Genomic DNA, 24,329 nt, shown 5'->3' on the forward strand with positions numbered 1-24,329 from the left:
GTCCGGCAGGACAGAGGGGGCGCGAAGGAACTCGACAGCGGGTGCCGGCTTCTTCACCCCTCCGCTCACTCGATACCACCCGTGACCGCATAGGCGCCGGCGGTGCGGCCATCCTCCAGCCGCACCACCGCTGTCACCATCGAGCCATACGAGCCGCGCCAGACGCTGTGGAAGCGGTGATGCTCGGCGGCCGGCACAAGCGCACTCCCGCTGAAGTGGGCGCCGCTTTGCTCCATGTCGACGGCCTCTCCGTTGACGTGCAGCTGGATGCTGGCCGTATCGGTCGCTTCGCCAGGCAGGTCGAGCGTGATGACAATCTCGTCCTGATCACCCGAAGGCCGCGTCTCGGCGGCAAGCGTGATGGCGAGCGGGGGCGCCTTGCTGTTCGGGGTTTGGCCGGGACGGCTTGGAAAGACATCGGCGGCCAATTCGGGCGTGCGCGGAGGACGGGTGCGGCGCTGAGTGGAGCGCTCGAAATCGCCGGCCATGCGCAGCAGCTTTTCGTCGTCATAGGCCTTGCCGGCAAAAGTGAGGCCGACCGGCATGCCGATGTCGGCCATCGTTCCCATCGGCACGGTGACGGTCGGAATGCCGAAATGGCGCCAGACCAGATTGCCGTTGGCGACCCAGGTGCCATTGCGCCAGGCAAGCGCGGCGGATGCCTCGTCGATGTCGGCATCGGCCGGCCCGACGTCGGCAGCGGCAGGCAGCACCACGGCGTCGATGCCGTGTAAGTCCAGCCAGTCCTCGAAATCGATCCGCCTTGTCGTTTCGAGTCCCTTCAGACCGTCCTCGAGCGTCGGAATCTCCGTCACTGATGTGACGCCGGATCGCGCACGCTCCACGTATTCCGAAAGGTCGAAGCCGCCCTCATAGCGGTCGGGCAGCGTGCCCGGCGGCTGTGGAAAGATCTTTGCGCCATCGACCGAGATGAGATCGGGAAGCGCGGGGTCGGCATTGGCGCGCAGAAAATCGTCCCAGCCCCAGATGCAGAGATCCCAGATTTCGCGGTCGGCGAATTCTTCTGGCACCAGGCCGCGCTCGGCCATGGTGCGCGCGCTGGGGCGGTCGCGCTCGTAGTTGGAGACGACGGGAAAATCGACCTCAATCACCTCGGCGCCTAGCCGCGTGAGATCCGCCGCCGCCTGTTCCCACAGGGCAAGCACCGAGGCGCGGGTCTCGATCGGCCGATCCGCCCCGCTGTCGCGGCCGATATACATTTTGGGCACGCCGAGCCGCATGCCTTTCAGCGACTCCTCAAGCGCCAGATCGGTATAGCGTTGCGGCCGCACATCGGAGCTTTTCGGCAGCTTGACCCAAGGCTGAGCGCGCCAGAAATCGCCTCTCGTCTCGGGATCGTCGGCGACGACCACGTCGAGCAGTTCGAGCATGTCGGGCACGCTGCGGGTATGCGGCACCACGACATCCATGGTCGGCACCAGCGGCCAGTTGCCGCTCACCGAAATGACGCCGCGCGACGGCGTGTAGGCGACCAGCGCGTTGTTGGTGGCCGGCGCCCGGCCGGACGACCAGGTTTCCTCGCCCAGCCCGAAGGCGCAGAAGCTGGCTGATGTCGCCGTGCCGGAGCCGTTGGATGAGCCCGACGCGAAAGCGGCGGTCAGATAATCCGCATTGTAGGGGCTTTCGGCGCGGCCATAGACGCCGCGCTGCATGCCGCCATTGGCCATCGGCGGCATGTTGGTGAGGCCGATCAGCACGGCGCCGCCGGCGCGCAGCCGGGCGATGGTGAAGGCATCCTCGTTGGCAACGAGATGCTCGAAGGCCGGCGAGCCGGCGGCCACCGTCAGACCGGCGACCTTGTAGCTGTCCTTGGCGGTGTAGGGGATGCCGTCGAGCGGTCCGAGCGTGGCACCGTTGCGACGTCGCTGGTCGGACGCGGCGGCCTCCTCGAACATCGCTGGATTGAGCACCGGGACCGCGTTGAGGGTAATGCCGTGGCGGTCGAAATGCGCGATGCGCCTGAGATATGCCCCGACCAGCTCGACGCTGGTGACAGCGCCGCCATCGAGCGCGTGGCGCAATTGCTCGATCGTCGCTTCGACTAGATAAAGGCTGGTATCGGTCATCACTGGTTCCAAGCTGTCGTTGCAATCCCATGGATGAGCGAGGCCGTCGGCTTCGGCAAGAGCCAATCGTGATGGGTATTCGACGGCATTTGGTATCCTGCGGCTCGTCGTCCGGCTGGGCTTACACAACCGCGCGGTTTGGGAACTTTTGTCCGGCTGGCGATTTTGGATGTATGGTGTGATTCAGAATAGCCAGGAGGGTGTTGCCGATGACCACGAAATGCTTTGCGATCTTGGCTCTCGCTATCGCGATAGGCTCAGGCCTTTCTGGTTCGGCGTTCGCCGGCGACCGGCATCACCACCCCCAGGCCCAATCCGAACGGTACGTCCCTGCCGATGACGACCTCATCAACTTCCTGTTCGGCGGCCCGCGTTATTATGACCAGCAGTTGGTCACCACGGCGGCCGGACCGTGCTCCTACAACCGCGTTGGGCCCGACGCGAATGCGCTGAACAAGATCAACGATCATCATTGCGGCAAATAGGCCGCTCAGCCTGTTTGGAACCTCCATTCTGGCGGCCATCTGAAGGCGTTTCTGCGCTTCCCAACAGCGCATTCCTGGGCTTGCGGCATACAGCCCACCCCGTGCGCTACGGCCATCGAAGCCATCCAGCCCGGCAACGAGCCGTTGCTGCCGTCCGCTTGAGCACCGCCGCGGATGTGGCGTCAAAAAATCATACCGTAAGAGAAACCACGCCCTGTCGTGCGCGGGTGAGGCATGGGGAGCATGAGGGAGGCTGCATGGGAGGTGACACGATGTCTGATCGGGATGACCTGATCCGCACGGCCATCGGGCGGCTGCTTTCCGAGAAAACCGGTGCCGCCGTCATATCGATGAGAGAGTGCATTGCCGAGCTCTTGGCGCGGACCGGTGCCGTGCTGGACGAAAACCTGCAGGACCTGCTCCTGGAAATGGCCGAAGTCCGCGGCATGATCTTCACTCTCGATCTTTAGAACAACCCCAGGCGCCGGGCTTCGGCGAGATCGTCAAGGTGTGGCAGCCGCGGACTTGGCGCGCCTTCCTAGTGCTGCTGGATCAGCGTCCGCGCCACATCTTTCCCCGCCGCAAGAATACGATCCGACAATTCGGTTCCTTCCACCGCGCGGGCCAGTTGCAGCGCGCCGATGAGCGTCGCAAAGACACCCAGTGCGGTGCCTTCCGGGTCCTTGGCCTGCGGCAGTGCTGCAGCCAACTGGCGCACCAAGGTCAGCAAGTGGTCGGTATAGACTTCGCGCGTTTCAGGTGGCTGACGCGCGAGCTCCGGTAGCAGCGCGGCGGACGCGCAGCCCTTTCCCGGATTGTCCCGGTGCTCGGCGGACAGATATGCCTCTATGCCCATCTCCGGGCCACCTGAGGCCAGTGCTTCTGCCAGTTGCTGCGACTGAATCTCCATAGCCGCCGCCACGCTTTCGCGGACAAGCTCCGCCTTTGATTGAAAGTGCGGATAGAAGGCGCCGTTGGTCAGCCCGGCGTCGCTCATGATGGTTGCCAGTCCGGATGCCGCTATGCCGTCACCGCGAAAACGGTCGGCGGCGACCTCCATGATCCGGCCCCGTGACGCGTCCTTTCGGCCCTTTTCGTAACGCATGGCTGCGATTCCTTTCCACTATTGCATTATGATCATAATTTGATATTATGAGTGTAATTCAACTGACGCGACAAAGCTAGCCCTCATGAGTTTGGAGCACGAAATGAATATGAATTCCGGAAAAACCGCTGTCGTGACGGGAGCCTCCTCGGGCATTGGCCGTGCCACCGCCGAGGCCTTGGCGCGGGCAGGGTTCACCGTCTTCGGCACGAGCCGCCGCAAAGCCAGCAACGGCCCAGACGACGTGACCATGCTGGTTTGCGATGTGACCGACGGTGAGGCCGTCGCTGCGCTCATTTCGACTGTGCTCTCACAGACCGGCCGGATCGATCTCCTGGTCAACAATGCCGGTGTCGGCCTGCTTGGCGGCGCGGAGGAATCCTCGGTGGCACAGGTGCAATCCCTGTTCGACGTCAATCTGTTCGGCGTCATGCGCGCGACCAATGCGGTGTTGCCGTCGATGCGGGGGCGCGGCGAAGGGCGCATCATCAACATCGGCTCGGTGCTGGGACTCGTACCGGCACCGTATGCCGCGCACTATTCGGCGGCCAAGCACGCGCTCGAAGGCTATTCGGAATCGCTTGATCACGAGGTTCGTGCCTTCAATATTCGCGTCTCGGTCATCGAGCCGGCATTCGTGCGCACCGTCTTCGACCAGAACGGGATTGAGCCGGATTCCTTGTTGAAAGAATACGATCTGGCCCGGGCCGGGGTCGACGCTCTGCTTCGTGATGTGATGCCCAAGGCCGATCGGCCGGAAGTGGTGGCGGAGGTGGTCGTCAGGGCCGCGACCGATGCTCGCCCGCGACGCCGCTACACCGCCGGCAGGGCTGCGCGGCAGGTCAGCATCCTGCGCCGTTTTGCGCCCGCGGCGATATTCGACAAGAGCTTGCGCAAACAGTTCCGCCTGCCGGTCTGAACATCGGCGGGGCAAGAGATTTGACGCCCATGAGAAACACCAAAATCCCTTTCAGAAAGTCCCTGCCATGAAGGCATTCGTCGTCGATAAATATAACAAGAAGGGCATTCTTCGGCTGGCCGAGATGCCCGAACCGGAGCTCGGGGACAACGATGTTCTGGTCGAAATCCATGCCGCAGGGGTGAACCTCCTGGATGCCAAGATCAAAACCGGGGAGTTCAAACCGATCCTGCCGTATCGCCCTCCGTTCATCCTGGGCCACGACGTGGCCGGGAAGGTGATCCGCGCGGGATCAAAGGTCCGCAAGTTCAAATCCGGCGACGAGGTCTACGCGCGGCCGCGCGATGGCCGGATCGGGACATTCGCCGAGTTCATCGCTATCAACCAAGCCGACGTGGCCTTGAAGCCCGAGAATCTCAGCATGGAAGAGGCGGCCTCGATCCCCCTGGTCGGTCTGACCGCCTGGCAGGTGCTTGTCGAAAGGGCAGGTTTGAAGAAGGGGCAAAAGGTCTTCATTCAGGCTGGCTCCGGCGGCGTGGGGACATTCGCCATACAGCTGGCGAAGCATCTCGGCGCGACGATTGCCACAACCGCTGGTGCGGCGAGTGCCGATCTGGTCAGGGGTCTCGGCGCCGATGTCGTTGTCGACTACAGGAAAGACGATTTTGAGAAAGCCCTGTCGGGCTACGACGTCGTCTTGAACAGCCAGGACGCCAAGACGCTTGAAAAATCCCTGAATGTGCTGAAACCGGGTGGGAAACTCATCTCAATCTCCGGCCCACCGGATCCGGAATTTGCCAGGGAAAAGGGTCTGAATCTGATGCTGAGATTGATACTGCGTCTGTTGAGTCGCGGTATTCGGACCAAGGCCAGGCGCCGTGGGGTGACGTATTCGTTCCTTTTCATGTGGGCGCAGGGTGATCAGCTGGGCAAGATCACCTCCCTCATCGAATCCGGAACCATCCGCCCGGTTGTCGATCGGGTCTTTCCATTCGAAGCGACCAATGAGGCTCTGGCTTACGTCGAAAGTGGGCGTGCGAAGGGCAAGGTCGTCATCAAGGTGAGATAGCGCTACATCTTTCCTGCGGTGCCGGTGCTCGGCCAACGCCTGGGACACGGCGTGCGCGACATTCGTGCGGATTTGCGCAGAGGACAAGAACGAGCGGAGAGCTGGCGTTGGCGTTGATCGACGGCCGGTCTCCGGCCGCCGTATCCACCGCTGCAGCTACTCGTTTTTACGCAATTGCGCTGTCCAGTTTTCCTGGACTTGCTTCATTGATTGATCTCGGGTTCGACGAGTCTTGCCAGGTTCCTAAGCGACTCCTGCCAGCCGAGATAGCAGGCCTCGACCGGAATGACGTCCGGAATGCCTGCCTGGGTGATGTCAACTTCGGTGCCGACCGACACTTTTTTCAAGATTACGGTCACCTGGATCTCGCCGGGCAGGTTGGGATCGTCGAACCTGTCAGTGTAGCGCAGGCGTTCGGCCGGAACGAGTTCGAGATACTCGCCGCCGAAGGAATGGCTGTTGCCGGTCGTGAAGTTGCGGAAGGACATCTTGAACGTGCCGCCGACCTTTGCCTCGAAGTGATGGACAATGCAGGTGAAGCCGTTCGGCGGAAGCCACTTCGCCAGCGCGTCCGCTTCAACGAAGGCGCGATAGACCTTCTCCGGGCTGGTCGTCAGAACGCGATGCAAACGTACGGTGCCGGGCATATCCTATTATCCTTTCACGATGGCTGTTCGATGTTCCTAGGACGAACGAGACTTGGCCAGTCCGACACACGCTCTCGGATTTTGAGGGCCTGGCCGCAAGCCTGTCCGGCTGCGCACGGCCTGGCGTACGCCGGTCGAGGTTGATGTGGGACTCGATTTTGCGGCGCCTGGCCTAATCTACGCAAATGCGGAACCGGATAGCCATTATGAGGAGACTGTTTATAACGGTTCGCTGAGATCGCGAAGACCAAGGGGAGACGATGCGCTACATACGTCCGCTTTCAATCGAAGATGCCGTTGGCCTGCTGGCCGGGTCGACAGGTACGGCCGCCATTCTTGCGGGGGGCAGCGACCTGCTGGTGAGGATGAAGGGCGGCTTTGTCGAACCCGACCTGATCGTCGACATCAAGGCGATTGAGGCTTTGAGTGAAATCAGGGAAACGGCCGACGGCTTCAGCATCGGTGCGGCTGTTCCCTGCGCCGTCCTCGGCGAGAGCACTGCCCTGAAGAAGGCATGGCCCGGCGTTGTCGAAGCGGCCAAGCTTATCGGCTCGAAGCAGGTGCAGGGACGCTGCACGATAACAGGCAATCTCTGCAACGCCTCGCCGGCTGCCGACAGCGTGCCGGCGCTGGTCGCGGCCGGCGCCAGGGCATCGGTCGTCGGGCCTGGGGGCAGGCGCACGATTCCCGTGGGGAGCGTGCCGACCGGGCCGGGCAAGACGTCGCTGGCCAAAGGCGAGATCATCGAGGCGATCCTGCTCGACAAGCGCGCACCACGCTCGGGCGATGCCTATCTGCGCTTCATACCCCGTACGGAAATGGATATCGCGGTGGTCAGCGCCGGCGTGAACCTGACACTCGACGAACGGGGCGTCGTCACAGCGGCCCGTGTGGCGCTGGGCGCCGCGGCACCCACGGTGCTGCTGGTGGAAGAGGCGGCCGAGGCCATTATCGGCAGGACGCTGGACGAAGCCGCGCTTGAAAGGCTCGCCAAGGTTTGCTTTGGCGCCTGCCGCCCCATCGACGACAAGCGGGGCACGATCGAATTCAGAAGGAAAGTTGCGGGTGTGCTGGCCAAGCGGGCCGCCACGACCGCCTACGCTCGTGCAGGAGGCAAGTGATGGCTGGTGTAGCAGTCTCAACCACAATCAACGGCGACAGCGTCGAGTACCTTTGCCAGCCGGACGAGACGCTGCTCGACGTCTTGCGCGATCGCCTGGGGCTGACTGGCGTCAAGGAAGGCTGCGGCACCGGCGACTGCGGCGCCTGCAGCATCATCCTCGATGACCGGCTGGTGTGTTCGTGCCTGGTGCTCGGCGCGGAAGCCGAGGGCCGCCGCGTCGAGACCGTCGAGGGCATGGCGCATGGCGACAGCCTGCACCCGCTGCAGCAAAAATTCCTGGAGCATGCAGCACTTCAATGCGGCATCTGCACGCCTGGCTTCCTGATCGCGGCCAAGGACCTGCTGGCCAAGAACCCCGATCCGACCGAGGAGGAAATCCGCTTCGGCCTCGCCGGGAACCTCTGCCGCTGCACCGGCTACGACAAGATCGTGCGTGCCGTTCAGGACGCGGCAAACGTAATGAAGGGAGCATGACGATGAATTTCGATCCGCGTTACTCCACTCGCAACTTCGCCTCCGTCGGCACACGTCCTATCCGCCCCGACGGCGTCGACAAGGTGACGGGCCGCGCGCGCTACGGCGCGGATTTCAACATGGCCGGCCAGTTGGTCGGGCGTGTTCTCAGAAGCCCCCACGCCCACGCCACGATCCGGAAGATTGACACGTCGAAGGCGGAGAAGCTCCCCGGCGTAAAGGCGGTGATCACCGCTGCCGACCTGCCAGACCTCACCGATGGCGATGCCGCCATGTACGACATCCTCGACAATTGCATGGCGCGCACCAAGGCGCTCTATGACGGCCATGCGGTGGCCGCGGTGGCAGCCGTCGACGTCCGCACGGCAAGGCAGGCGCTGAAGCTGATCGAGGTCGACTACGAGCTTTTGCCGCATGTCACCGATGTCGACGAGGCGATGAAGCACTCCGCACCCCTCATCAACGACGCCATCTTCACCGAGGGCCTCGAGGAAAAGCCGGTAAAGCCGTCCAACGTCACCAAGCGCAGCCAGTTTGGCCATGGCGACGTCCACCAGGGTTTCGGGCACGCCGATTTCATCGTCGAGCGGTCGTTCAAGACCGAGCAGACGCACCAGGGCTATATCGAGCCGCATGCCTGCGTGGCGAGCGTCAGCTCCGACGGCACCGCCGACCTTTGGGTCTGCACGCAGGGGCATTTCGTCTATCGCCAACACTGCGCCCAGCTGCTTGGCATGGAGGCCTCTAAGCTGCGCGTCACCTCCTCGGAGATCGGCGGCGGCTTCGGCGGCAAGACCCATGTCTGGGCCGAGCCGGTGGCGCTGGCGCTGTCGCGCAAGGCGGGGCGCCCGGTCAAGCTGGTGATGACCCGCGACGAGGTGTTCCGCGCCTCGGGCCCGACCAGCGCCACCTCGATCGACGTGAAGATCGGCGCCCGCAAGGACGGCACCATCACCGCCGCTGAAGCGACGCTGCGCTATTCCTGTGGTCCGTATCCGGGCTCCTGGGCCGAGATCGGCGCCATGACGGCGTTCGCCTGCTACAGGCTCGAGAACGTCAAGACGGTCGGCTACGAAGTGCTGGTCAACCGGCCGAAGACGGCGGCCTATCGCGCGCCCTCCGCACCCATGGCGGCGTTCGCGGTGGAAAGCGCGGTCGACGAACTGGCCAAGGAGATCGGCATGGACCCGGTCGACTTCCGCATCAAGAACGCAGCGCAGGAAGGCACCAGGTCGTCCTACGGCCCGGTCTATGGCCCGATCGGCATCGGCCCGACGCTGGAGGCGGTGAAGAACCACCCGCACATGAAGGCGCCGCTCGGCAAGAACCAGGGCAGGGGCATGGCCTGCGGCTTCTGGTTCAACTTCGGCGGCCAGACCTGCACCGACCTCAACATCGGCATGGACGGCTCGGTCTCGCTTGCCGTCGGAACGGTCGATGTGGGCGGTTCCCGCGCCTCGCTGTCGCTGGTGGCGGCGGAGGAGCTCGGCATCGCCTACGAGCAGGTCAAGGCGATCGTCGCCGACACCTCCAGCCTCGGCTACAACGACATGACCGACGGCAGCCGGGGCACCTTCTCGTCCTCCATGGCGACCATCTCGGCCGCCCGCAACGCGATCAAGATCCTGCGCGAACGCGCCGCGCAGATGTGGGACATTGCCGTCGACGACGTGGTCTGGGAACAGGGCCACGCGGTTGCCAAGGGCGAGAAGCACGGCAATCTCGGCAAGCTGTCGCTGAAGGAGATTGCCGCCGCGTCGGGCACGACCGGCGGACCAATCGCCGGCCACAGCGAACTCGTCGCCGACGGTGCCGGCGTCTCCTTCGCCACCCATATCTGCGATATCGAGGTCGACCCCGAGACCGGCGCCACGAGAGTGTTGCGCTACACGGTGGTGCAGGATGCCGGCAAAGCGGTGCACCCGACCTATGTGGAGGGACAGTATCAGGGCGGTGCCGCGCAAGGCATCGGCTGGGCGCTCAACGAGGAGTATATCTACGGCAAGGACGGGCGGCTGCAGAACCCCGGCTTCCTCGACTACCGCATCCCGGTCTGCTCGGACCTGCCGATGATCGACACGCAGATCCTCGAGATCCCCAACCCCAACCACCCCTACGGGGTGCGCGGCGTCGGCGAGACGTCGATCGTGCCGCCGCTGGCGGCGATCGCCAATGCGGTCTCAAATGCAGCCGGCGTGCGGATGGCGCATATTCCCATGTCGCCGCCACGCATCCTGGCGGCGATCGAGGCGGAACGGGCAGGCTGATGGTCGAAGTGACGCTCTGGGGATCGCTTGGCGCGGCCGCCGGAGGCAAGAACAAGGTCGAGATCGAGGCCAAGGACATAAGGGAGCTGTTCAGGAAACTGGCTGAACAGTATCCCGGCATCGAGCCCTTGATCGACCGCGGCATCGCCGTCGCCATCGACGGCACGATCTATCGCGACACCTGGTCGAAGGAATTGCCAAAGGGCTCGGAGATTTTCCTGCTGCCGAGGCTGGCAGGGGGATAATTGGACAAGCGTCTCGCTGCTGTCGCTTAGCAACGAGCCCGACACCATGCCGCAGGCATCGACGCGACGGGCGCCGAGGGCCGTACCCGACTCTATGTTGCCTTCACGATTCTCGGTTTGGTCGGTCGGCGGGATTGAGCCGCGCTCTCGAGGGCCAAGGCTAACCGCTTCTCGTCTTCGATGGCGCGGTCGACTGCCTCAATTTCCTCTTGGAGCGCCTTTAACTCGGCTCCGTAGCTGGAGCCGTCGCTATCCCCGATCTGAAAGCCACTTGCCCGCATTGCGTCGCGGGTATGGTGCACGTTACGGACTCCTTCGCGTCGAGTCGCGACCAGGATTTCCCTGAACTCTCCAAGACGTTCAACGTGATTGCGAGTCATTGCGTTCTCCTTACAGCGTAGAAGGTTTGAATGACTACAGGAGATACTCTCGACAAAGCATGAGTGCGAAAGCTCAAATTTGAACGTCTTGCAATAACGTGGAGCGCAGCAGCCGGAAATTGGCTTGGGACCCAGGTGTTAGACTCTTCCGCCGAGCGCGTCTGCTGCTCGGCTCGCTTGCTCGTCGGCGCGCTTGCTGGTCCATCCAGCTGCGGTTCTGGATCGCGAGAGTGCGTTTCTGAGCGCACAGCGACGCTGGTCTCAATGTCCGAAAAGAGGCGCAAGGCGGACCTGCCCGATGTTTCATGCGCGAACGCCTGAGGTGCGAGCGCCGCCATTAACCATCGATTAACTATCCGGTCGCCTTTAATTCAAATTTGCAGCATACTGATTTGGGTAGCGAGGCTATTCAAGGAGACTGGAACAAGAGGTAATTCTCCTTTTCGCGCACACCTGCCACTCGCGACAGTCGAAATTGAAAAGGAACGACGGAACACCGTCGTCTCATAGGGAGGCGCCAGCATCATGTTTGATGAGGAGCGCCAGAATGAAGATCGAAGATGCAGTTACGGCAGTGACGTCAGAGGCGAGCGCGCTCATGTCTTGCCTCGGCCAGCCCGTTATCGCTTACCACGTCACGGAAATCATGAGAGAGGCAGACCTTGCACACGCCCGCGAGATGCAACTCGCGCTGCTGCGACGAAGCATCGAAGCTCTTGTCGATGACGGCCTGGAAGGCGTCGCCGCCGAACATTTTGCATCCCAGTTCGACGGCCGCATCGGCTTGACCTGGAGACTCCTGCACGCATCCGACGGCGTGGCGCATTGATCAAGACCAGAGCGGTAGGTCGCGCCGCGGCGCGCCGGAGCGCAGAACCCAGTAAGTTCCATTCAGCACGCGCCGATCATCAACGCGTGGCGGCGAAATCGCTTTCGTCCAACCCGCGGGCCGATAGCCGACAATCCACAAATCCACCAATCTCGATCATTTCCCGGTTTATGGGTTCACGGCCTAGATCAGTAGCGTGTGGTGTTCCTCACATCGGAAGCTCCGGGCTATTCTCAGCAAAGTATTCGTGATTATCAGCGTTTGATGTGGCTCTAGGCGGGTTTTCGGCCGCGAGTACCTTGGCGGCATCCTGACCATAGACATAGTCGTTTGTTGATGCGACGATGAAAAAGTGACTTATTTCATGTATAATCGTTCCAGACCTTGAATCCGTTCCTTTCAGAGCGGCTAGCCAGAACTTGGGACAAACAAAGATACTGTAAGGTTGATTACGGTACACATATGCATAGTCTCCCGATTCGCAGTCGCTGCCGTGGCATCCAAACGATATTGCTTTGTTTGCAAGAGCATCCGCAATCTTCGAGAAATTTCCAGTGGCCTTTGCGTACAGTCCTACGGTATGCGCCCCAAACCATGTCAGATATCGTTGGGAATTCGGTTGCTGGGCCGAGGGCGTGGCCTGCAAAACCTGCAGGGCAGCCGATGCTATGTTATTTGCTTCCGCCAGCGCAGCGCCAATATCATCCTGTTGAGGGCTGTCACACTGGTCGAATTTGGGAGCCGAGAGCGGTATCCGTTCCGGAGGAATCCGACCTGACAGAAGCCTGAACGTGGCGGCGTTGCTCAAAACTGCTGCCCGTCTCAGGGCACCTGGACGGCCAATCAGCAGACCCACTCCCTCTGTATCGTAGGTAACCGCATAGTTCCCTGCTTCATAGATGGCGTAGTACAATGACAGATCGACGGGCACCGAAATCGATTGTCCGGGTTCAATATTGATAAAATCAGCCTCAGTCGGTTCTCCTCGCTTCACCAAACGGCCGATATACTGAATTGGCTGCGACCCTCTCGTCACTGAAAATATTTCGCCGGAGACGCCGTTGATTGGCGTGGTCCACCTGAGCACCCTGATCGGGCTGCCTGATCGGTTCGTGAGAGTAAAGTCAATAATTAGGGGGGTATCGTTTCCATAAGAAGGCAGGCGCGATTGCAGAACTATCTCAATTTCCTGATTCTGCTGCGCAAACGCCAAAGGCACAACGCTAAAAAAACACGAAAGTGCCAATACAATATTTCGAACAATACTCGGCATTTTTATGCTCCTATATAACCACGATTAGACTCTATTGCTTCGTCTAAGTGAGTTTTTAGTTTGCGATAACATACCGGAAACGCCCACGGCCTACCTTGCAAGTTAGGAATGAAATTGCTGCAGGCCGGGCATTGCAACTTACCGCAAATTCAAAAAAACAGGAACACGAAATCATGTCCGTGGCCTCGTATGCCATCGATTTCGGCTGACACCTTCTTTGGGGTGGTATAAGATGAATGGGTACTTTTCCATCAAGCTCCATAAGAGGGGGCCATCATGAGCGAGCGTCGGAAAGGCATAATAACCAGCTGCGCGATTTTGAGGTTTTTTGCCCTGGTTTTCGGGTTCTGTTTTGCTTTCAGCGGCACTGCTTCAGCTGATTCCTGCGGAACAGAGGCTACTCCCGGTTGGAATCTCGAGAATCCTCCGGCCGAAGATCGTCAAGCAATTCAAGATCTTTTGTCCCGCTATGCCTGGACGATCGACGAAAGAAATGCAGCCGCGTTCACCGCCCTCTTTGCGAAACCGCAATCGTCTTACTACGAGATTTGCAGTACAAGCAGCAGTATCCTCAAGTTGACACTCGACCTTGGTCCGGAGTCGCCAGACGATCTTCTTGAGCAGATGAAAATAATAGTTAAGAAACTGGAAACCGATAAGCTCCAGACCCGGCATCTCGTGACCAACACCTTGTTCGACGTGGTTGATGGTAAGACAGTGAATACCAAATCGATAGTCCTGGTCACTCTGCAGGACTCCCACTCTCCGGCACCGGTTCTTGACTATTCGGCGGATGCCCGGGCCTCTTTTGTAAAGGGCGACGACGACATCTGGGCACCTCGAACTACGGCATTTCCGAGACCTGTGGGGCGGCAAAGCGGTTCGGCCCGGGCTGATGGCGGGAAGTGGCTTCGGTTTTGGTCGTTGAGGTTGATGCTGGGTGCCAAGTTTGGCGTCGCGGCGGCGTTTTCCGCCGCTTTTGGCGTCATGCAGGCGCAGTTCGCCCCTGGTGCCAGACGTAGCGCATCAGATTGTAGGCGAGGTTCGTCATGCCGATCTTGGTCCTGGCGCGGGCGATGCCGATCGTGCGGATGAAGAGTTTCATCTGCGCCTTCTGACGGGCGAAGACGTGCTCGACGAAGGCTCGGGTCTTTGAGCGCCGGCCGTTGGCCCGCGACGTCGCTTCGCTCATAGGCCGGCCCTTCGGCTTCTTGTGGTGGATTTCGGAGACATATCCGTTCCGGTCGAGCCACTCCTCGTTCTTCTTCGAGCGATAGGCGGTGTCGGCCCAGACCGTAGACCCGGTATTGGCGCGGTTGAGCACGTTGCGAAGCTGCGCGCCGTCATAGGCGGATGCGCTCGTGACGTTCCAGCCGCGGATGAAGCCGTGCCGGCGGTCGATGGCGGCATGGTTCTTGTAGCCGAAAGCGGGAATGGCGATGTCGCGCTGCTGCGCCTTTCCCTCCTCGGCGACCTTGGCCTTGGAGAACTTCACCGTCCAGCGGGCATCGCGATCCTTCTGGCGCAGCTTGGCCGGCTTCTCCTTCCATGCGTCCGGCACCTTGCCCGCCTTGATGTCGGCCTTCTCGGCGTCGGTGTTGCGCTGCTTCGGCGCCGCCACGATGGTGGCGTCGACGATCTGCCCGCCCATCGCCAGATAGCCGGCCTTGGCGAGGTGCTTGTCGAAGCGGGCAAACAGGTTCTCCACCGCGCAGGCCTGCGTCAGATGCTCGCGAAACAGCCAAATCGTCTTGGCGTCTGGCACTCTGTCGCCGAGCCCCAGTCCGAGGAAGCGCATGAAGGACAGCCGGTCCTGGATCTGGAACTCGGCCTGGTCGTCGGACAGCCCGTAGAGCGCCTGCAGCACCATGATCTTGAACATCATCACCGGGTCGTAGGCAGGACGACCGCCCCTGGCGCCGTCCGAGCGCTTCAGCACCTTGGCCAAAGGCTTGCGGAAAACCTCCCACGGCACAACGGCGTTCAACTTCTCCAGGGGATCGCCGGCTTCGCTTAGCCGAGCATAGCGCTCATCGATATCCCAGAACCCGGCCTGTCCCCGCATCCAATCCCTCCTTCCAAATCGCAACGGCAGTGAATCACAAACCGGTCAAAATGGGGAGGTTTTTCGAGACCTCCATCTGGCGATTTCAATCGCTTACTGTCCACGCCGACTATGCTGCTGGCTCTGTCGCAGCCAAGAAGCGATGACGCCCAAAGATCGGCTATGGGTTCACTGGCACGCTCCAGTGGGCTGAAATGCGTGCCGTTGCGCTGATCGCTGCTGTCCTCGGCATTGCGCTTCTCCTGCTGTCCGGGACGATCGGGCTTCGACATGCAGCTTTTGTATCGATGCCGCGAGCCGGCGAGAGGCACGGCTCCGATCAGGACGACGTGTTTTGCAACAAGGTGAGTGGCTGCGCGGCTTCACAATTGCCGCGCGGTTCCGCTGTCAAGGTGATGCCTTCTCGCGGCGTCGCTTTCGCTCCGGCTGAACTCGATGGGAAGTCGTTTGCCGAAGCCGTTACGCGATGGAACCCTGACATCTTTTGGGCGCCAGCCTCAAAGAGCACCGACGTCATAACCAGGTCTGGCGATGAAGCGCGGGCGGTGTTCGGTCCTATTCCCGATGGCGATTGCGACAGCCCACAAATGCAGGTCATCCCACTGGAAGTTGATGGCAATGTCGTCGACCTCAAGCCCAACCCGACAAAACCAGGTTCTCCGCTGGAGTTCGAGCACAGGAACGAAAACGGAGAGGTGGTGAGATGGACGGCGACATTGCCCAAATGCGACAAGCCTTCGCTGACTGGCAGCACGACCTACTGTGGGCTGAACTCACGTGTCGCAAGGGTCGTGCGCGGCAACGTTGAATGGCTCTTCCTCTGCAGAAAATCCAATATCAGCCAGGAGGTTAGCACCGATCCCTACTGGACGCGGTCGGATCCGAGATTTTCTGTCTTCGGCACCATCGGGTTCAATCGGAAATCCGGAGAAATTATCTTCTTCGACGGCCGCAAGGACCAGAGCGTGTTCGACTGGTCAAAGCCCTTCGTTCCGCCAGGCGGGCGAAACTATTCCGATAATGTCGGAAGGACTGCGGCGGAGAAAATCTATGATCCGACGTTCAAGATCTCGTGCCATGCATGCCATGACAACAAAAGCCCCTATGTGATCGATCCGCACATTGCACAGAGCAGGGTAGGGTTTCGTTCCGCCGACGATCCCAAATCGACCGCCTTCAGCCTGGGAGATTTACTACCGCATCGGCCGCGGTTGCCGGGCGCGCCGTTCCGCGTGGTCGGCTCCGGCTACACCAGCACCTACCCCAATGAACTTCGCCATGCCAGGACGGTCGACGATCCGACGGGCAACTGCACAAGCTGCCACACGCTTACCACACAAATCACGGGCCGCCGTTTTGCCGCGGACGCAGTGGGGCATGAGCCGACGGTCACGTCGCCAACCTGGGTCCAATTGCTCGAGCTGCGCGAGGAAGAGATCATCTACGCAGGGATCGCCGCACACCGGACGGACTGGGCGGCCGGCAGCGGTGGCGTCCATCCCTGGATGTTGCCAGGGTCCGGCAATGACCTGTCCTCCCGCGCGCCGAGCCTGAGCTCAGAGGACTGGCGGAAGCTGAGCGACTGTCTATGGGGAGCCGGCGGCTCGGAATGTGGCTACCGCCCACTCTACACTAGCTGCCCGGCGCCAGAGGCGGAGGATGAAGGCTCTTCGCTCGCCGATGCCACGCTTCAGCTGTTGCCTCGGCCGCCCGGAGAGGAGGCGAAGACGCGTGTCCTTCGCGCAAGCTGGACCTTTCGCAACAGCTACGGTGGTGTTCCGGAGCGCGACGATGTCAGGATCAATGTGGCCGTCAGGACGGACGCGATTCCGGCAAATGGGGAACCGCCACAGAGCGGCGACTATCCGAGCATCGATCAGGCAAGGGGTACCAACGCCGAGGCCATCTCCGGTTCAGTCAGCGCAGCCGGCTCCAGCTTGTTGGTTGAGAACGTTTCGTTTGCCGGTCACACGAAATGGAGCGATCCGACGCCGTCGATGTCGCCGCGCACCTTCCAGATCGATCTGCCTGGCGAATGCAACCGACGCACCTTGATACGCTTGGTGCCCAAACGGTTCTGCTTCGACCAGAGCGAAGCGGCATTTAGCGCGGCAGATCACTTGATCTACGCCGACGTTCAGTGTGACGAGCTACGATGATCCGCTCGACGCGATCGAAAGCGGCTGATGAGCGCCGGTATTTGCGATAACATGACTGGTGCTACATGGTCGCCGCACCAAGGAGGGTCCCAGAGCAGTGACCACACCGGTTCCATTGGCTAGCCCGATTTTGCCCGGCAGCCCAGGGAAGTCTGTTGCAGAGCGGCGTTATCTCACCATTCTGTTTTGCGACATGGTGGGGTCAACCGAATATGCCGACCGCCTGGATCCCGAGGACTTCCAACGCCTGATCGAGAGCTTTCTGCAGACCTGCAGCAGTGTCATCCGCCGCCGCAAGGGTGTCACGGCCAGCTATATCGGCGACGCCGTCCAGGCCTATTTCGGTTATCCAATAGCTGGCGAGGACGACAGCGAGTTCGCCGTGCTCGCGGCACTCGAGATCGTCGATGCGGTTGGCACCATCTCGGCAAGTCTGGGATATCCGTTGCAAGTGAGGGTGGGTATCGCGAGCGGCCAGGTCGTGGTGGGTGAGTTCGTCGGTGCGCCGAGCGGCGTGTCCACCGTCGCCTTCGGCCACGTCGCGCATCTAGCGGCACGGCTGCAGGTCCTGACCAAGCCGAACACGATCCTTGTCGACGCGGCGACCTTCGAGGCCGCGAGCGGCGCGATTGATTTCACCACGTTCGGCAAACATGAGCTGAAGGGATTCGCCGAGCCAGTCCAGGTTTGGCAGGTCCAACGGGCGCGCATGGTGCCGACTCGCTTTGCAAAGCGTGCGCGCATGACCAAGCTGTGCGGCCGCAATGCCGAATTGCGACTGCTGATGGAGCGCTGGGAGACCGTCGTGCGCGACAGGCGCGGCAATGCGGTGTTGGTCTCGGGGGAGTCGGGAATCGGTAAATCCCGGTTGCTCAACGAGATCCAGCAGCGCCTGCGCAGCTTTCCGCAGCTGACCATGCAATGTTCTCCGACCTTTGAGAACAGCACCCTTTATCCATTCCTCGCGGAGTTGCAGAGGATCGCAACGATCGAGGACGGTGACTCGACGGAAGAAAAGCTGCGAAAGCTCAGCAACGGATTGTCGATAGGTTCTGTGTCCAGCGACGTCGCGCTAGCGATCTTCTCAAGCCTGCTCGGCTTACCGACTATGCCGGACAGGCTTGAAGGGATAAGCGCCGAACGACAGCGCAACATTGCCGAGCAAGCGTTCATCGATTTGGTCAGTTATCTGGCGCGTGCTACCCCGATCCTGATCTTGTTCGAAGATGAACAATGGGCCGACGCGACCTCGCGCGACCTTCTCGACAAGATCGTCGCCAGCCTGGCTTCGACTCCTGCGCTGTTGCTTGTGTCGAGCAGGAACCACTCAAGCGTTCCGTGGGTCGACGGGCCGGACGTGCATCACATCAGGCTTGAAGCGCTCGGCCGCGAGGATGCCGAAGCGATTGTCCATGACATCAGTCCGAATGCGCTCGCTGCTGATGTTTCGGTGGTGCTCGACCGCAGTGAAGGCGTCCCTCTCTATATCGAAGAGCTTACGCGGAGCGTGGTCGAAACAGGATTGCGGCTGGACGTATCGCAGCCGAAACGTCTGTCACCTACGACCAACATTCCGAACTCCCTGCAGTTCTCGCTGCTTGCCCGCCTCGACAGGCTGGGGCCCGCCAAGGAAATTGCGCAGATCGCAGCGGCGATCGGCCGCGAGTTCGATTTCGACGTATTGCGCGAGATCTGCGATTGGCCCGAAGCGGAGTTGCGCGCCGCAGTTGGCGACCTGGTGCGCACGGGGCTGATCGTCGCCGAACGGGGGACAGCCGGCGCGGGCTTTTCGTTCACCCACGTGCTCCTGCAGCAGGCCGCAAGAGGCACGATGCTGCACGAGCGCGCGCAGCAGATTCACCGATTGATTGCCGAATGTATCGAACTGCGCGACCACAACGCGGCTTTTGCCTATCCCGAAGTGCTCGCTGAGCATTTCGCAGACGCAGGTCTGTTCGACCGCGCCGCTGACTACTGGCTGCTGGCGGGGCTGAAGGCGGCCAAGACTTGGGCAAAAGTCGACGCGGTGCGTACCTTCAGGAAGGGGCTTGAAGCCGCGAAACTCTTGCCCGAATCCGACGATCGTAGCCGCAGGCTGCTTCGCTTCGAACTGGAGCTGGGCGACGTGCTCTACGCTGCGCTAGGCTACGTGACGGGCGAGGGCAGTGCCGCATATCAGCGGGCCATAGAACTGAGCGGGAAGCTTGGCGAGCCGGAATCGACGATCAGGGCGCTCGACGGGCTTTTCGGCACCCATTTCAACTCGGGTCAGTTCGGTAAGGCCCTCGCGGCCAGTGATGAGTTAATTCGGGTCGGCGAGGAGGGCGGTTACCTAAACGCGCTCGTCATAGGTCTGCAGTTCAAGGGGATGAGTCTGTTCTCTCAGGGCGAGTTGGTGAAGGCCCGGCAATATCTTGAGCGCGCTCTCAGCCACAAGGACAGCGCAGACAAGGTCGGCAGCGACTTTCCGAGCATGGCCATGATCTACCTTTCCTGGACCTTGCATATTCTGGGATATCGCAGCCAAGCGCTGAAACTCTACCTCGAGGCGGAGGCGACCGTTCGGCAGCAGTCCGCCTATCGTCTGGCCGCCTGCCTGGGAAACGGGTGCGTGTTGTTCGCCTTCCGCGAGGACAGCAATTCGATCGCTCGACTGGCGGATGAACTCCTGCCGCTGGCGCAGGAAAACGGTTTCAATCTCTGGGCAAGGGTGGCGCGCTTTTTTGGCGGCCTGGCTGCGTCGAGCCTCGATGACAGTCTGGTGGGTAGCCACATGATGGCATTGACCGAGAGTGATCTTGAAGATGAGGAGGTCGACAAATCGTGTTATTTAGGCTTACTGGCCAAAGCTTTCATGAACTCCGGGCAATTCAGTATAGCGGCAGTGACCGTTGAGAAAGGTCTGCGCGAAGCCGAAAAGATTGGCGAGCATTACTTTACAGCCGCCTTGCTTCGCATTCGCGGTGAGATCGAACTTGCAAATGGAGCAGGAGACAGAGCGGCGGAGGCTTCTTTCCGCGAGGCGATTGCCTTTGCCAGGCAGCAGAACGCCAGGAGTTGGGAGTTGCAGGCGACCAACAGTCTGGCGAAGCTGTTGCGGTCACAGGGTCGGTTCGAAGAGGCCCGTGCGGAATTGCGGGAGGTCAACGATTGGTTCACCGCAGAAGATGTGGCGTAGTCAGCAGTGCATTGCGTCTCTGCCGGCAATCTCGACGAGCGGCTTCTTTTCGTCGCGAAAATTGTAATCGTGGGTCGAGAGCGGAACGCCCGCGCTCGACCGCATGCAACGGGTCGCGATTGAGAAATGCGCGCTTGAACTAAATCCGCAGGCAAACGGTGACGCCACCGCCGTGCTGGCGGCGCCGATGTGCCCGCCGCCGGCGGGATCGGCGGCAGGAATGGTCGGCTATTTGATCTAATTTCTTTGCAAGCCGTTAATGCGGCCATGCTGTTAATCAGGATTTGCTAATGAATCGTTCAAACCTAAGGCAAGCAATGACCAAGAATCTCGGCAATGCGCGCCACACGCCGGCGAAGGCCCAGCAGGTTTCCCTTCTTGGCAAGGTCGCGCCGACGCTGTTTCCGCTGGTCGCGGCGGCGCTGGGCTACATGATCGGCAGGCAATTCTTCGGCATCTAGCGGGCTTGCCGCTGCCCGGCTTGGCGCCCTCAAACGCCTCAGCGAACTGACCAGACCAACGCGCCGGCCGGCATTCGCGCTGCAGCCGCCGGTCGCCAGAGTTCGGCGTCAGACGTGGACGTCGCCGAAGGAAAGTTCGCCGTCGTCGCGGGCTGCGAAAAAGACGATGGCGAGCAGCCAGGCATAGAATGCCGCCACGACGACCACGATCACCACACCGGGAATGGGGCCAAGGGCGGCGCTTTCGACCGCCTCACGAAGCGAACCGACAAACCCGGTCTTGAGGCCCACGGTCTGAAGGCTGGGGGTCGATATCTTGACCACCCAGGCCAGCAGCAGGATCAGGAACAGGTAGATGTAGTTTCGCCGCAGGCGGCGCGCCAGCGCAGCACGCTGCGACAGCAGGAACTTCGGCGCGCGCAGGCCTTCGCCGACGATGAGCAGCCAATCAGAGGCAAAGTCAGGCTGCGGGGAGAAGATCTGCGCGAAATAGTGGCGTTCGAACTGCCGCACGCGAGCCCGGTAGAAGTCGAAGAACCGATAGCGGCGCGCCTCGATCCACAACAAAAGCAGGATCAGCAGCATGGCGAAGAGCAGCACGCCGTGATGCGCACTGGCCGTGGACAGCGATACCGAAAGCAGCGCCGCCACCACCGTGATCGCCCAGTTCGTCGTCCGGTCGAGCCGGTCGCGCCATCCCGCCATACGGGCAATCTCGGCGCGGTGAAAATGCGACAGCGTGTTCACGCGCTCCGTCGATGAAAGGACGAGGCCCGCGGGTTTTGCCGACGCATCGTTCATGACATCCTCCGGCAAGGACTAGAACACTTTGCCGGCAACATGGTTCCCTGTCGGTCACTCAGGCCCGCCGACCCAGTCGACCAGAAGGGCAACAAGGCCGAAGGCGGCGGCGATGGCGCAGACCGCTGGCCATCCGCCCCAGGTCCAGGCGATGCCGGCCAGCATCGAGCCGATGGCGCCACCAATGAAGAAGATGCCGACGAACAGGCCGTTGAGGCGGCCGCGCGCCCTGGGCTGCAGCAGGTTGATGGCGCGGCGGCCAAGCGTCTGGTCGCCGGTGACGCCGATGTCGAGCAACACGGCGCCGATACCCATCGGCATCAAAGGCCCCCACGGGGCTTCCACCTGGACGGAGCCGGACCACGCCGCGAGCGCCATCGAACCGACCAGCAAGAGGTGGCAGGCGATGGTGGCGGAACGCGTCCAGCCGCGATCGCCGGCGCGGCCGAACAACGGCGTCACCAGCGCGCCGCCGGCGCCGACCAGCGCGAACAGCGCAATGCCGCGCTGGCCGAGATCGAAGGGCGGCAAAGCCAGGCGCAACGCCACCGCCGTCCAGAACAGGCTGAACGCTGCCATCACCAGGGCTGCCGTCAGCGCCCGTCGCCGCAGCACCGGCTCGTCGCGCAGCAGGTGGAGTAGCGAGGCGATCAGCATGCCATAGGACGATCTCGCCGTCGGCCGCCGGTGCGGCAGGGTGAAGGCGAGCACGCAGGCGAGCATGACGAGGGCCGCGGCGCTGAGGCCGTAGAAGGCGCGCCAACCCCAGGCATCGGCGATCAGGCTGGCCAACGGGCGTGCCAGCAGGATGCCAACCATCAACCCGCTCATGACATCGCCGATGACGCGGCCATCCTGTCCGGGCGGAGCCATCGAGGCGGCGATCGGCACCAGGATCTGGATGGCCGAGCAGGCAGCACCGAGGATGAACAGGACGATCAGCAGCGCGGCGGCGGTGGGCACCAGTGCGGCGACGCCGGCCGCCAGGGCCGCCGCGATCAGCATGCGCAGGATCAGGATGCGGTTTTCCGAGAGGTCGGCGAGCGGCACCAGGAAGAACAGGCCGGCGGCGTAGCCGAGCAGGGTGGCCATCGCGACGAGGCCGGCGCTTGCCACACTGGCGCCGAGCGATGGCCCGATCAGGCCGACCAGCGTCTGCGGGGCGAACAGATTGGTGACGATGATGCCGACCGCGGTGGCAAAGAGCAGTGTCTGCGGGCCGGTTATGGTCGCGGCCGGCCCGGCCACCTCATCAACCGTCTCAGGCATTGGCGTATCAGGCATTGGCGTCTCGGGCATCGGGTCCTCAGCAAACTGCATATCGTGGGAAGACTTTATGCCGAAGCATTATCATGCTACAATTCAATCAATTCGATAATGATTATGCGAGAAGCGCATGAACATCCATGATCTCGAAGCTTTCATTGCCGTGGTCGAAACTGGCTCGATCGTCGGTGCCTCGGCCAGGCTCAACCTCACCCAGCCGGGCGTGACGCGCCGCATCCAGAATCTGGAAGACGGGCTGGCGACGGCGCTGCTCGACCGCCAGTCGAAGCCGCTGAAGCCGACTGCCACCGGCCGCGAGGCCTATGAGCATGGCCGCCGCGTGCTGCGCTCGCTCGAAGACCTCAAGGCTGGGGTGTCGCCGCAAGGCGAGGTCAGGGGCGAGTTCCGGCTGGGCATCATGCCCTATCTCTCGGATGCCGCGCTGGCGCTGCCGCTCGACAGCCTGCGCGCGGCCTTTCCGCAGTTGACGCTGCGCATCACCTCCGGCTGGTCGCCGAGACTGGTGGAGCAGGTGGCGCGCAGCGAGCTTGACGCGGTCGCGGTGTGCCTCGCCGAGGGCGTGGCGCCGCCGGACGAACTGGTCCAGGACGATCTCGGCCCGCAGTCGGTGCTGCTGGTAGCGTCGCCCGGCCTTGGCGTGCCGCGGCCCGCCGACCTTGCCTCGCTGTCTCGCTTCCCCTGGGTGATGAACGAAAACGGCTGCGGGTTTCGCGCCTTCATCCGCCAGAGTTTCGAGGGCGCAAGGCTGCCGTTCCAGGTCGGGGTGGAGGCGCTCAGCGTCGACCTCAGAATGTCGCTGGTGGCGCGCGGCCACGGCATCGGTATCGTCACGCCGGGCGCCTTCGCCGACAGCCGGTGGCGTGATGCGGTCGAGGTCATCGACTGTCTGGACTTCAAGCCGCAGGTGCGCGCCTGGCTGCTGCATCGCCCGCCGGCCGGTCGGCTCGGCCGACCCATCGCGCTGTTTCGCGACGCGCTGATCGAAGGGCTTGAGGTGCCGATGCCGCTGGTGTCGTAGTGCGGGTGGACCACAATTTGGAAAAACGACCCTGAAATGATTGAGATACAAAGATTTCCTTCAGGCGTACATCAATAAGCCGGCACAATTTTTAGTCAATCTTTAGACAACATGTCGATTGCCGCAGGTCATGCTGGCAAATGGTTCTTTGTCGGATTCGTCCGAGATGGCAATGATTCATGGCTTGACACTGGGCCAAGATGAAGAGCTATGCTGGATCACGCTCAAAAGTTCGCACGGGGGAATCTGTACATGGATTTCATCGAGAGGTGGTTGGGTATTTCACCTGACGGCGGCGACGGATCGACCGAAGCTCTCTACATACTTGCCGTTGTCGCAATATTGGCGCTTGTCTTCCACAAGCGCATCGTGCAGTTCGCGCGCGGTTTCTTCGCGCGCAAATAGCCAGCGTACCGTTCAAGTTCCGCTTTATTCGTGTGACCAGAGTGCAAGCGGC

Annotated in this window: 23 protein-coding genes; 15 read left to right on the forward strand and 8 right to left on the reverse strand. The window is 61.7% G+C overall.

What is annotated here, in order from left to right; all coding sequences use genetic code 11:
- Window positions 1-65: 65 nt before the first annotated feature.
- On the reverse strand, window positions 66-2,087 hold the full coding sequence (locus CGZ66_RS34530; RefSeq protein WP_095091108.1) for an amidase: 2,022 nt from the start codon (window positions 2,085-2,087) through the stop codon (window positions 66-68).
- Between the two features lie 209 nt (window positions 2,088-2,296).
- Between CGZ66_RS34530 and CGZ66_RS34535 the strand changes: the two genes are divergently transcribed.
- Together CGZ66_RS34535 and CGZ66_RS34540 are read left to right on the forward strand one after the other, a co-directional pair.
- A complete protein-coding gene (locus CGZ66_RS34535) occupies window positions 2,297-2,572 on the forward strand; it encodes a hypothetical protein (protein WP_095091740.1) in 276 nt (91 codons plus the stop codon).
- A 272-nt stretch (window positions 2,573-2,844) separates the two neighbouring features.
- The gene (locus CGZ66_RS34540; RefSeq protein ID WP_095091109.1) at window positions 2,845-3,042 is read left to right on the forward strand and encodes a hypothetical protein; all 198 of its coding nucleotides are present in this window, start codon (window positions 2,845-2,847) and stop codon (window positions 3,040-3,042) included.
- A 68-nt stretch (window positions 3,043-3,110) separates the two neighbouring features.
- Here CGZ66_RS34540 and CGZ66_RS34545 read toward each other — a convergent pair whose 3' ends face one another.
- Window positions 3,111-3,677 carry a TetR/AcrR family transcriptional regulator gene (locus CGZ66_RS34545; protein WP_095091110.1) on the reverse strand — a complete coding sequence of 189 codons (567 nt, stop codon included), beginning with the start codon at window positions 3,675-3,677 and terminating at the stop codon, window positions 3,111-3,113.
- 103 nt (window positions 3,678-3,780) lie between these two features.
- Here CGZ66_RS34545 and CGZ66_RS34550 point away from each other — a divergent pair, with 103 nt between their 5' ends.
- Together CGZ66_RS34550 and CGZ66_RS34555 are read left to right on the forward strand one after the other, a co-directional pair.
- A complete protein-coding gene (locus tag CGZ66_RS34550) occupies window positions 3,781-4,596 on the forward strand; it encodes an oxidoreductase (RefSeq protein WP_095091741.1) in 816 nt (271 codons plus the stop codon).
- 67 nt (window positions 4,597-4,663) lie between these two features.
- Window positions 4,664-5,665, forward strand: a complete 1,002-nt coding sequence (locus tag CGZ66_RS34555) for an NADP-dependent oxidoreductase (RefSeq protein WP_095091111.1) — start codon at window positions 4,664-4,666, stop codon at window positions 5,663-5,665.
- 203 nt (window positions 5,666-5,868) lie between these two features.
- Here CGZ66_RS34555 and CGZ66_RS34560 read toward each other — a convergent pair whose 3' ends face one another.
- Window positions 5,869-6,312: an SRPBCC family protein gene (locus tag CGZ66_RS34560; RefSeq protein ID WP_095091112.1), complete on the reverse strand. Its 444-nt coding sequence runs from the start codon at window positions 6,310-6,312 to the stop codon at window positions 5,869-5,871.
- A 260-nt stretch (window positions 6,313-6,572) separates the two neighbouring features.
- On the opposite strand from CGZ66_RS34560, the gene CGZ66_RS34565 reads away from it, so the two are divergent.
- Genes CGZ66_RS34565 through CGZ66_RS34580 form a run of 4 tightly spaced genes read left to right on the forward strand, consistent with a single transcriptional unit; the run spans window position 6,573 to window position 10,421 of the window.
- Entirely contained in the window at window positions 6,573-7,433 is an 861-nt protein-coding gene (locus CGZ66_RS34565; protein ID WP_095091113.1) for an FAD binding domain-containing protein, read from the forward strand.
- Entirely contained in the window at window positions 7,433-7,909 is a 477-nt protein-coding gene (locus CGZ66_RS34570; RefSeq protein WP_095091114.1) for a (2Fe-2S)-binding protein, read from the forward strand. Before CGZ66_RS34565 ends, CGZ66_RS34570 begins: the two co-directional genes overlap by 1 nt.
- A gap of 2 nt (window positions 7,910-7,911) precedes the next feature.
- Window positions 7,912-10,176 carry a xanthine dehydrogenase family protein molybdopterin-binding subunit gene (locus CGZ66_RS34575; RefSeq protein WP_095091115.1) on the forward strand — a complete coding sequence of 755 codons (2,265 nt, stop codon included), beginning with the start codon at window positions 7,912-7,914 and terminating at the stop codon, window positions 10,174-10,176.
- A complete protein-coding gene (locus CGZ66_RS34580; RefSeq protein WP_095091116.1) occupies window positions 10,176-10,421 on the forward strand; it encodes a MoaD/ThiS family protein in 246 nt (81 codons plus the stop codon). Before CGZ66_RS34575 ends, CGZ66_RS34580 begins: the two co-directional genes overlap by 1 nt.
- Window positions 10,422-10,513: 92 nt before the next feature.
- On the opposite strand, the gene CGZ66_RS34585 is transcribed toward CGZ66_RS34580, so the two are convergent.
- Window positions 10,514-10,801 carry a hypothetical protein gene (locus tag CGZ66_RS34585; RefSeq protein WP_095091117.1) on the reverse strand — a complete coding sequence of 96 codons (288 nt, stop codon included), beginning with the start codon at window positions 10,799-10,801 and terminating at the stop codon, window positions 10,514-10,516.
- Window positions 10,802-11,348: 547 nt separating this feature from the next.
- Between CGZ66_RS34585 and CGZ66_RS34590 the strand changes: the two genes are divergently transcribed.
- Window positions 11,349-11,630 (forward strand): hypothetical protein, encoded by a 282-nt coding sequence (locus tag CGZ66_RS34590; protein WP_245331352.1) that lies wholly within the window; start codon window positions 11,349-11,351, stop codon window positions 11,628-11,630.
- A gap of 208 nt (window positions 11,631-11,838) precedes the next feature.
- On the opposite strand, the gene CGZ66_RS34600 is transcribed toward CGZ66_RS34590, so the two are convergent.
- On the reverse strand, window positions 11,839-12,903 hold the full coding sequence (locus CGZ66_RS34600) for a M35 family metallo-endopeptidase (RefSeq protein WP_095091120.1): 1,065 nt from the start codon (window positions 12,901-12,903) through the stop codon (window positions 11,839-11,841).
- Between the two features lie 276 nt (window positions 12,904-13,179).
- Here CGZ66_RS34600 and CGZ66_RS41925 point away from each other — a divergent pair, with 276 nt between their 5' ends.
- The gene (locus CGZ66_RS41925; protein ID WP_095091121.1) at window positions 13,180-13,998 is read left to right on the forward strand and encodes a nuclear transport factor 2 family protein; all 819 of its coding nucleotides are present in this window, start codon (window positions 13,180-13,182) and stop codon (window positions 13,996-13,998) included.
- On the opposite strand, the gene CGZ66_RS34610 is transcribed toward CGZ66_RS41925, so the two are convergent.
- Window positions 13,889-14,968, reverse strand: a complete 1,080-nt coding sequence (locus CGZ66_RS34610; RefSeq protein WP_095085660.1) for an IS5 family transposase — start codon at window positions 14,966-14,968, stop codon at window positions 13,889-13,891. The two genes, CGZ66_RS41925 and CGZ66_RS34610, sit on opposite strands and share 110 nt — an antisense overlap.
- A gap of 194 nt (window positions 14,969-15,162) precedes the next feature.
- On the opposite strand from CGZ66_RS34610, the gene CGZ66_RS34615 reads away from it, so the two are divergent.
- The 3 genes from CGZ66_RS34615 (at window position 15,163) to CGZ66_RS34625 (ending at window position 20,766) form a co-directional block, all read left to right on the forward strand.
- Window positions 15,163-17,127 carry a hypothetical protein gene (locus tag CGZ66_RS34615; protein WP_095091122.1) on the forward strand — a complete coding sequence of 655 codons (1,965 nt, stop codon included), beginning with the start codon at window positions 15,163-15,165 and terminating at the stop codon, window positions 17,125-17,127.
- 97 nt (window positions 17,128-17,224) lie between these two features.
- Entirely contained in the window at window positions 17,225-20,305 is a 3,081-nt protein-coding gene (locus CGZ66_RS34620) for an ATP-binding protein (RefSeq protein ID WP_143748938.1), read from the forward strand.
- Window positions 20,306-20,622: 317 nt separating this feature from the next.
- Window positions 20,623-20,766: a hypothetical protein gene (locus CGZ66_RS34625; protein ID WP_095091124.1), complete on the forward strand. Its 144-nt coding sequence runs from the start codon at window positions 20,623-20,625 to the stop codon at window positions 20,764-20,766.
- 108 nt (window positions 20,767-20,874) lie between these two features.
- Here CGZ66_RS34625 and CGZ66_RS34630 read toward each other — a convergent pair whose 3' ends face one another.
- Both CGZ66_RS34630 and CGZ66_RS34635 read right to left on the reverse strand, forming a co-directional pair.
- Entirely contained in the window at window positions 20,875-21,567 is a 693-nt protein-coding gene (locus CGZ66_RS34630; RefSeq protein ID WP_095091125.1) for a DUF2270 domain-containing protein, read from the reverse strand.
- 54 nt (window positions 21,568-21,621) lie between these two features.
- A complete protein-coding gene (locus tag CGZ66_RS34635) occupies window positions 21,622-22,836 on the reverse strand; it encodes an MFS transporter (protein ID WP_095091742.1) in 1,215 nt (404 codons plus the stop codon).
- A 127-nt stretch (window positions 22,837-22,963) separates the two neighbouring features.
- On the opposite strand from CGZ66_RS34635, the gene CGZ66_RS34640 reads away from it, so the two are divergent.
- Both CGZ66_RS34640 and CGZ66_RS40180 read left to right on the forward strand, forming a co-directional pair.
- Window positions 22,964-23,872 carry a LysR family transcriptional regulator gene (locus tag CGZ66_RS34640; RefSeq protein ID WP_095091126.1) on the forward strand — a complete coding sequence of 303 codons (909 nt, stop codon included), beginning with the start codon at window positions 22,964-22,966 and terminating at the stop codon, window positions 23,870-23,872.
- A 252-nt stretch (window positions 23,873-24,124) separates the two neighbouring features.
- The gene (locus tag CGZ66_RS40180) at window positions 24,125-24,277 is read left to right on the forward strand and encodes a hypothetical protein (protein ID WP_167392362.1); all 153 of its coding nucleotides are present in this window, start codon (window positions 24,125-24,127) and stop codon (window positions 24,275-24,277) included.
- Window positions 24,278-24,329: the final 52 nt, after the last annotated feature.

The organism is Mesorhizobium sophorae (assembly GCF_002270415.1).
In the GTDB taxonomy this organism is placed as follows: domain Bacteria; phylum Pseudomonadota; class Alphaproteobacteria; order Rhizobiales; family Rhizobiaceae; genus Mesorhizobium; species Mesorhizobium sophorae.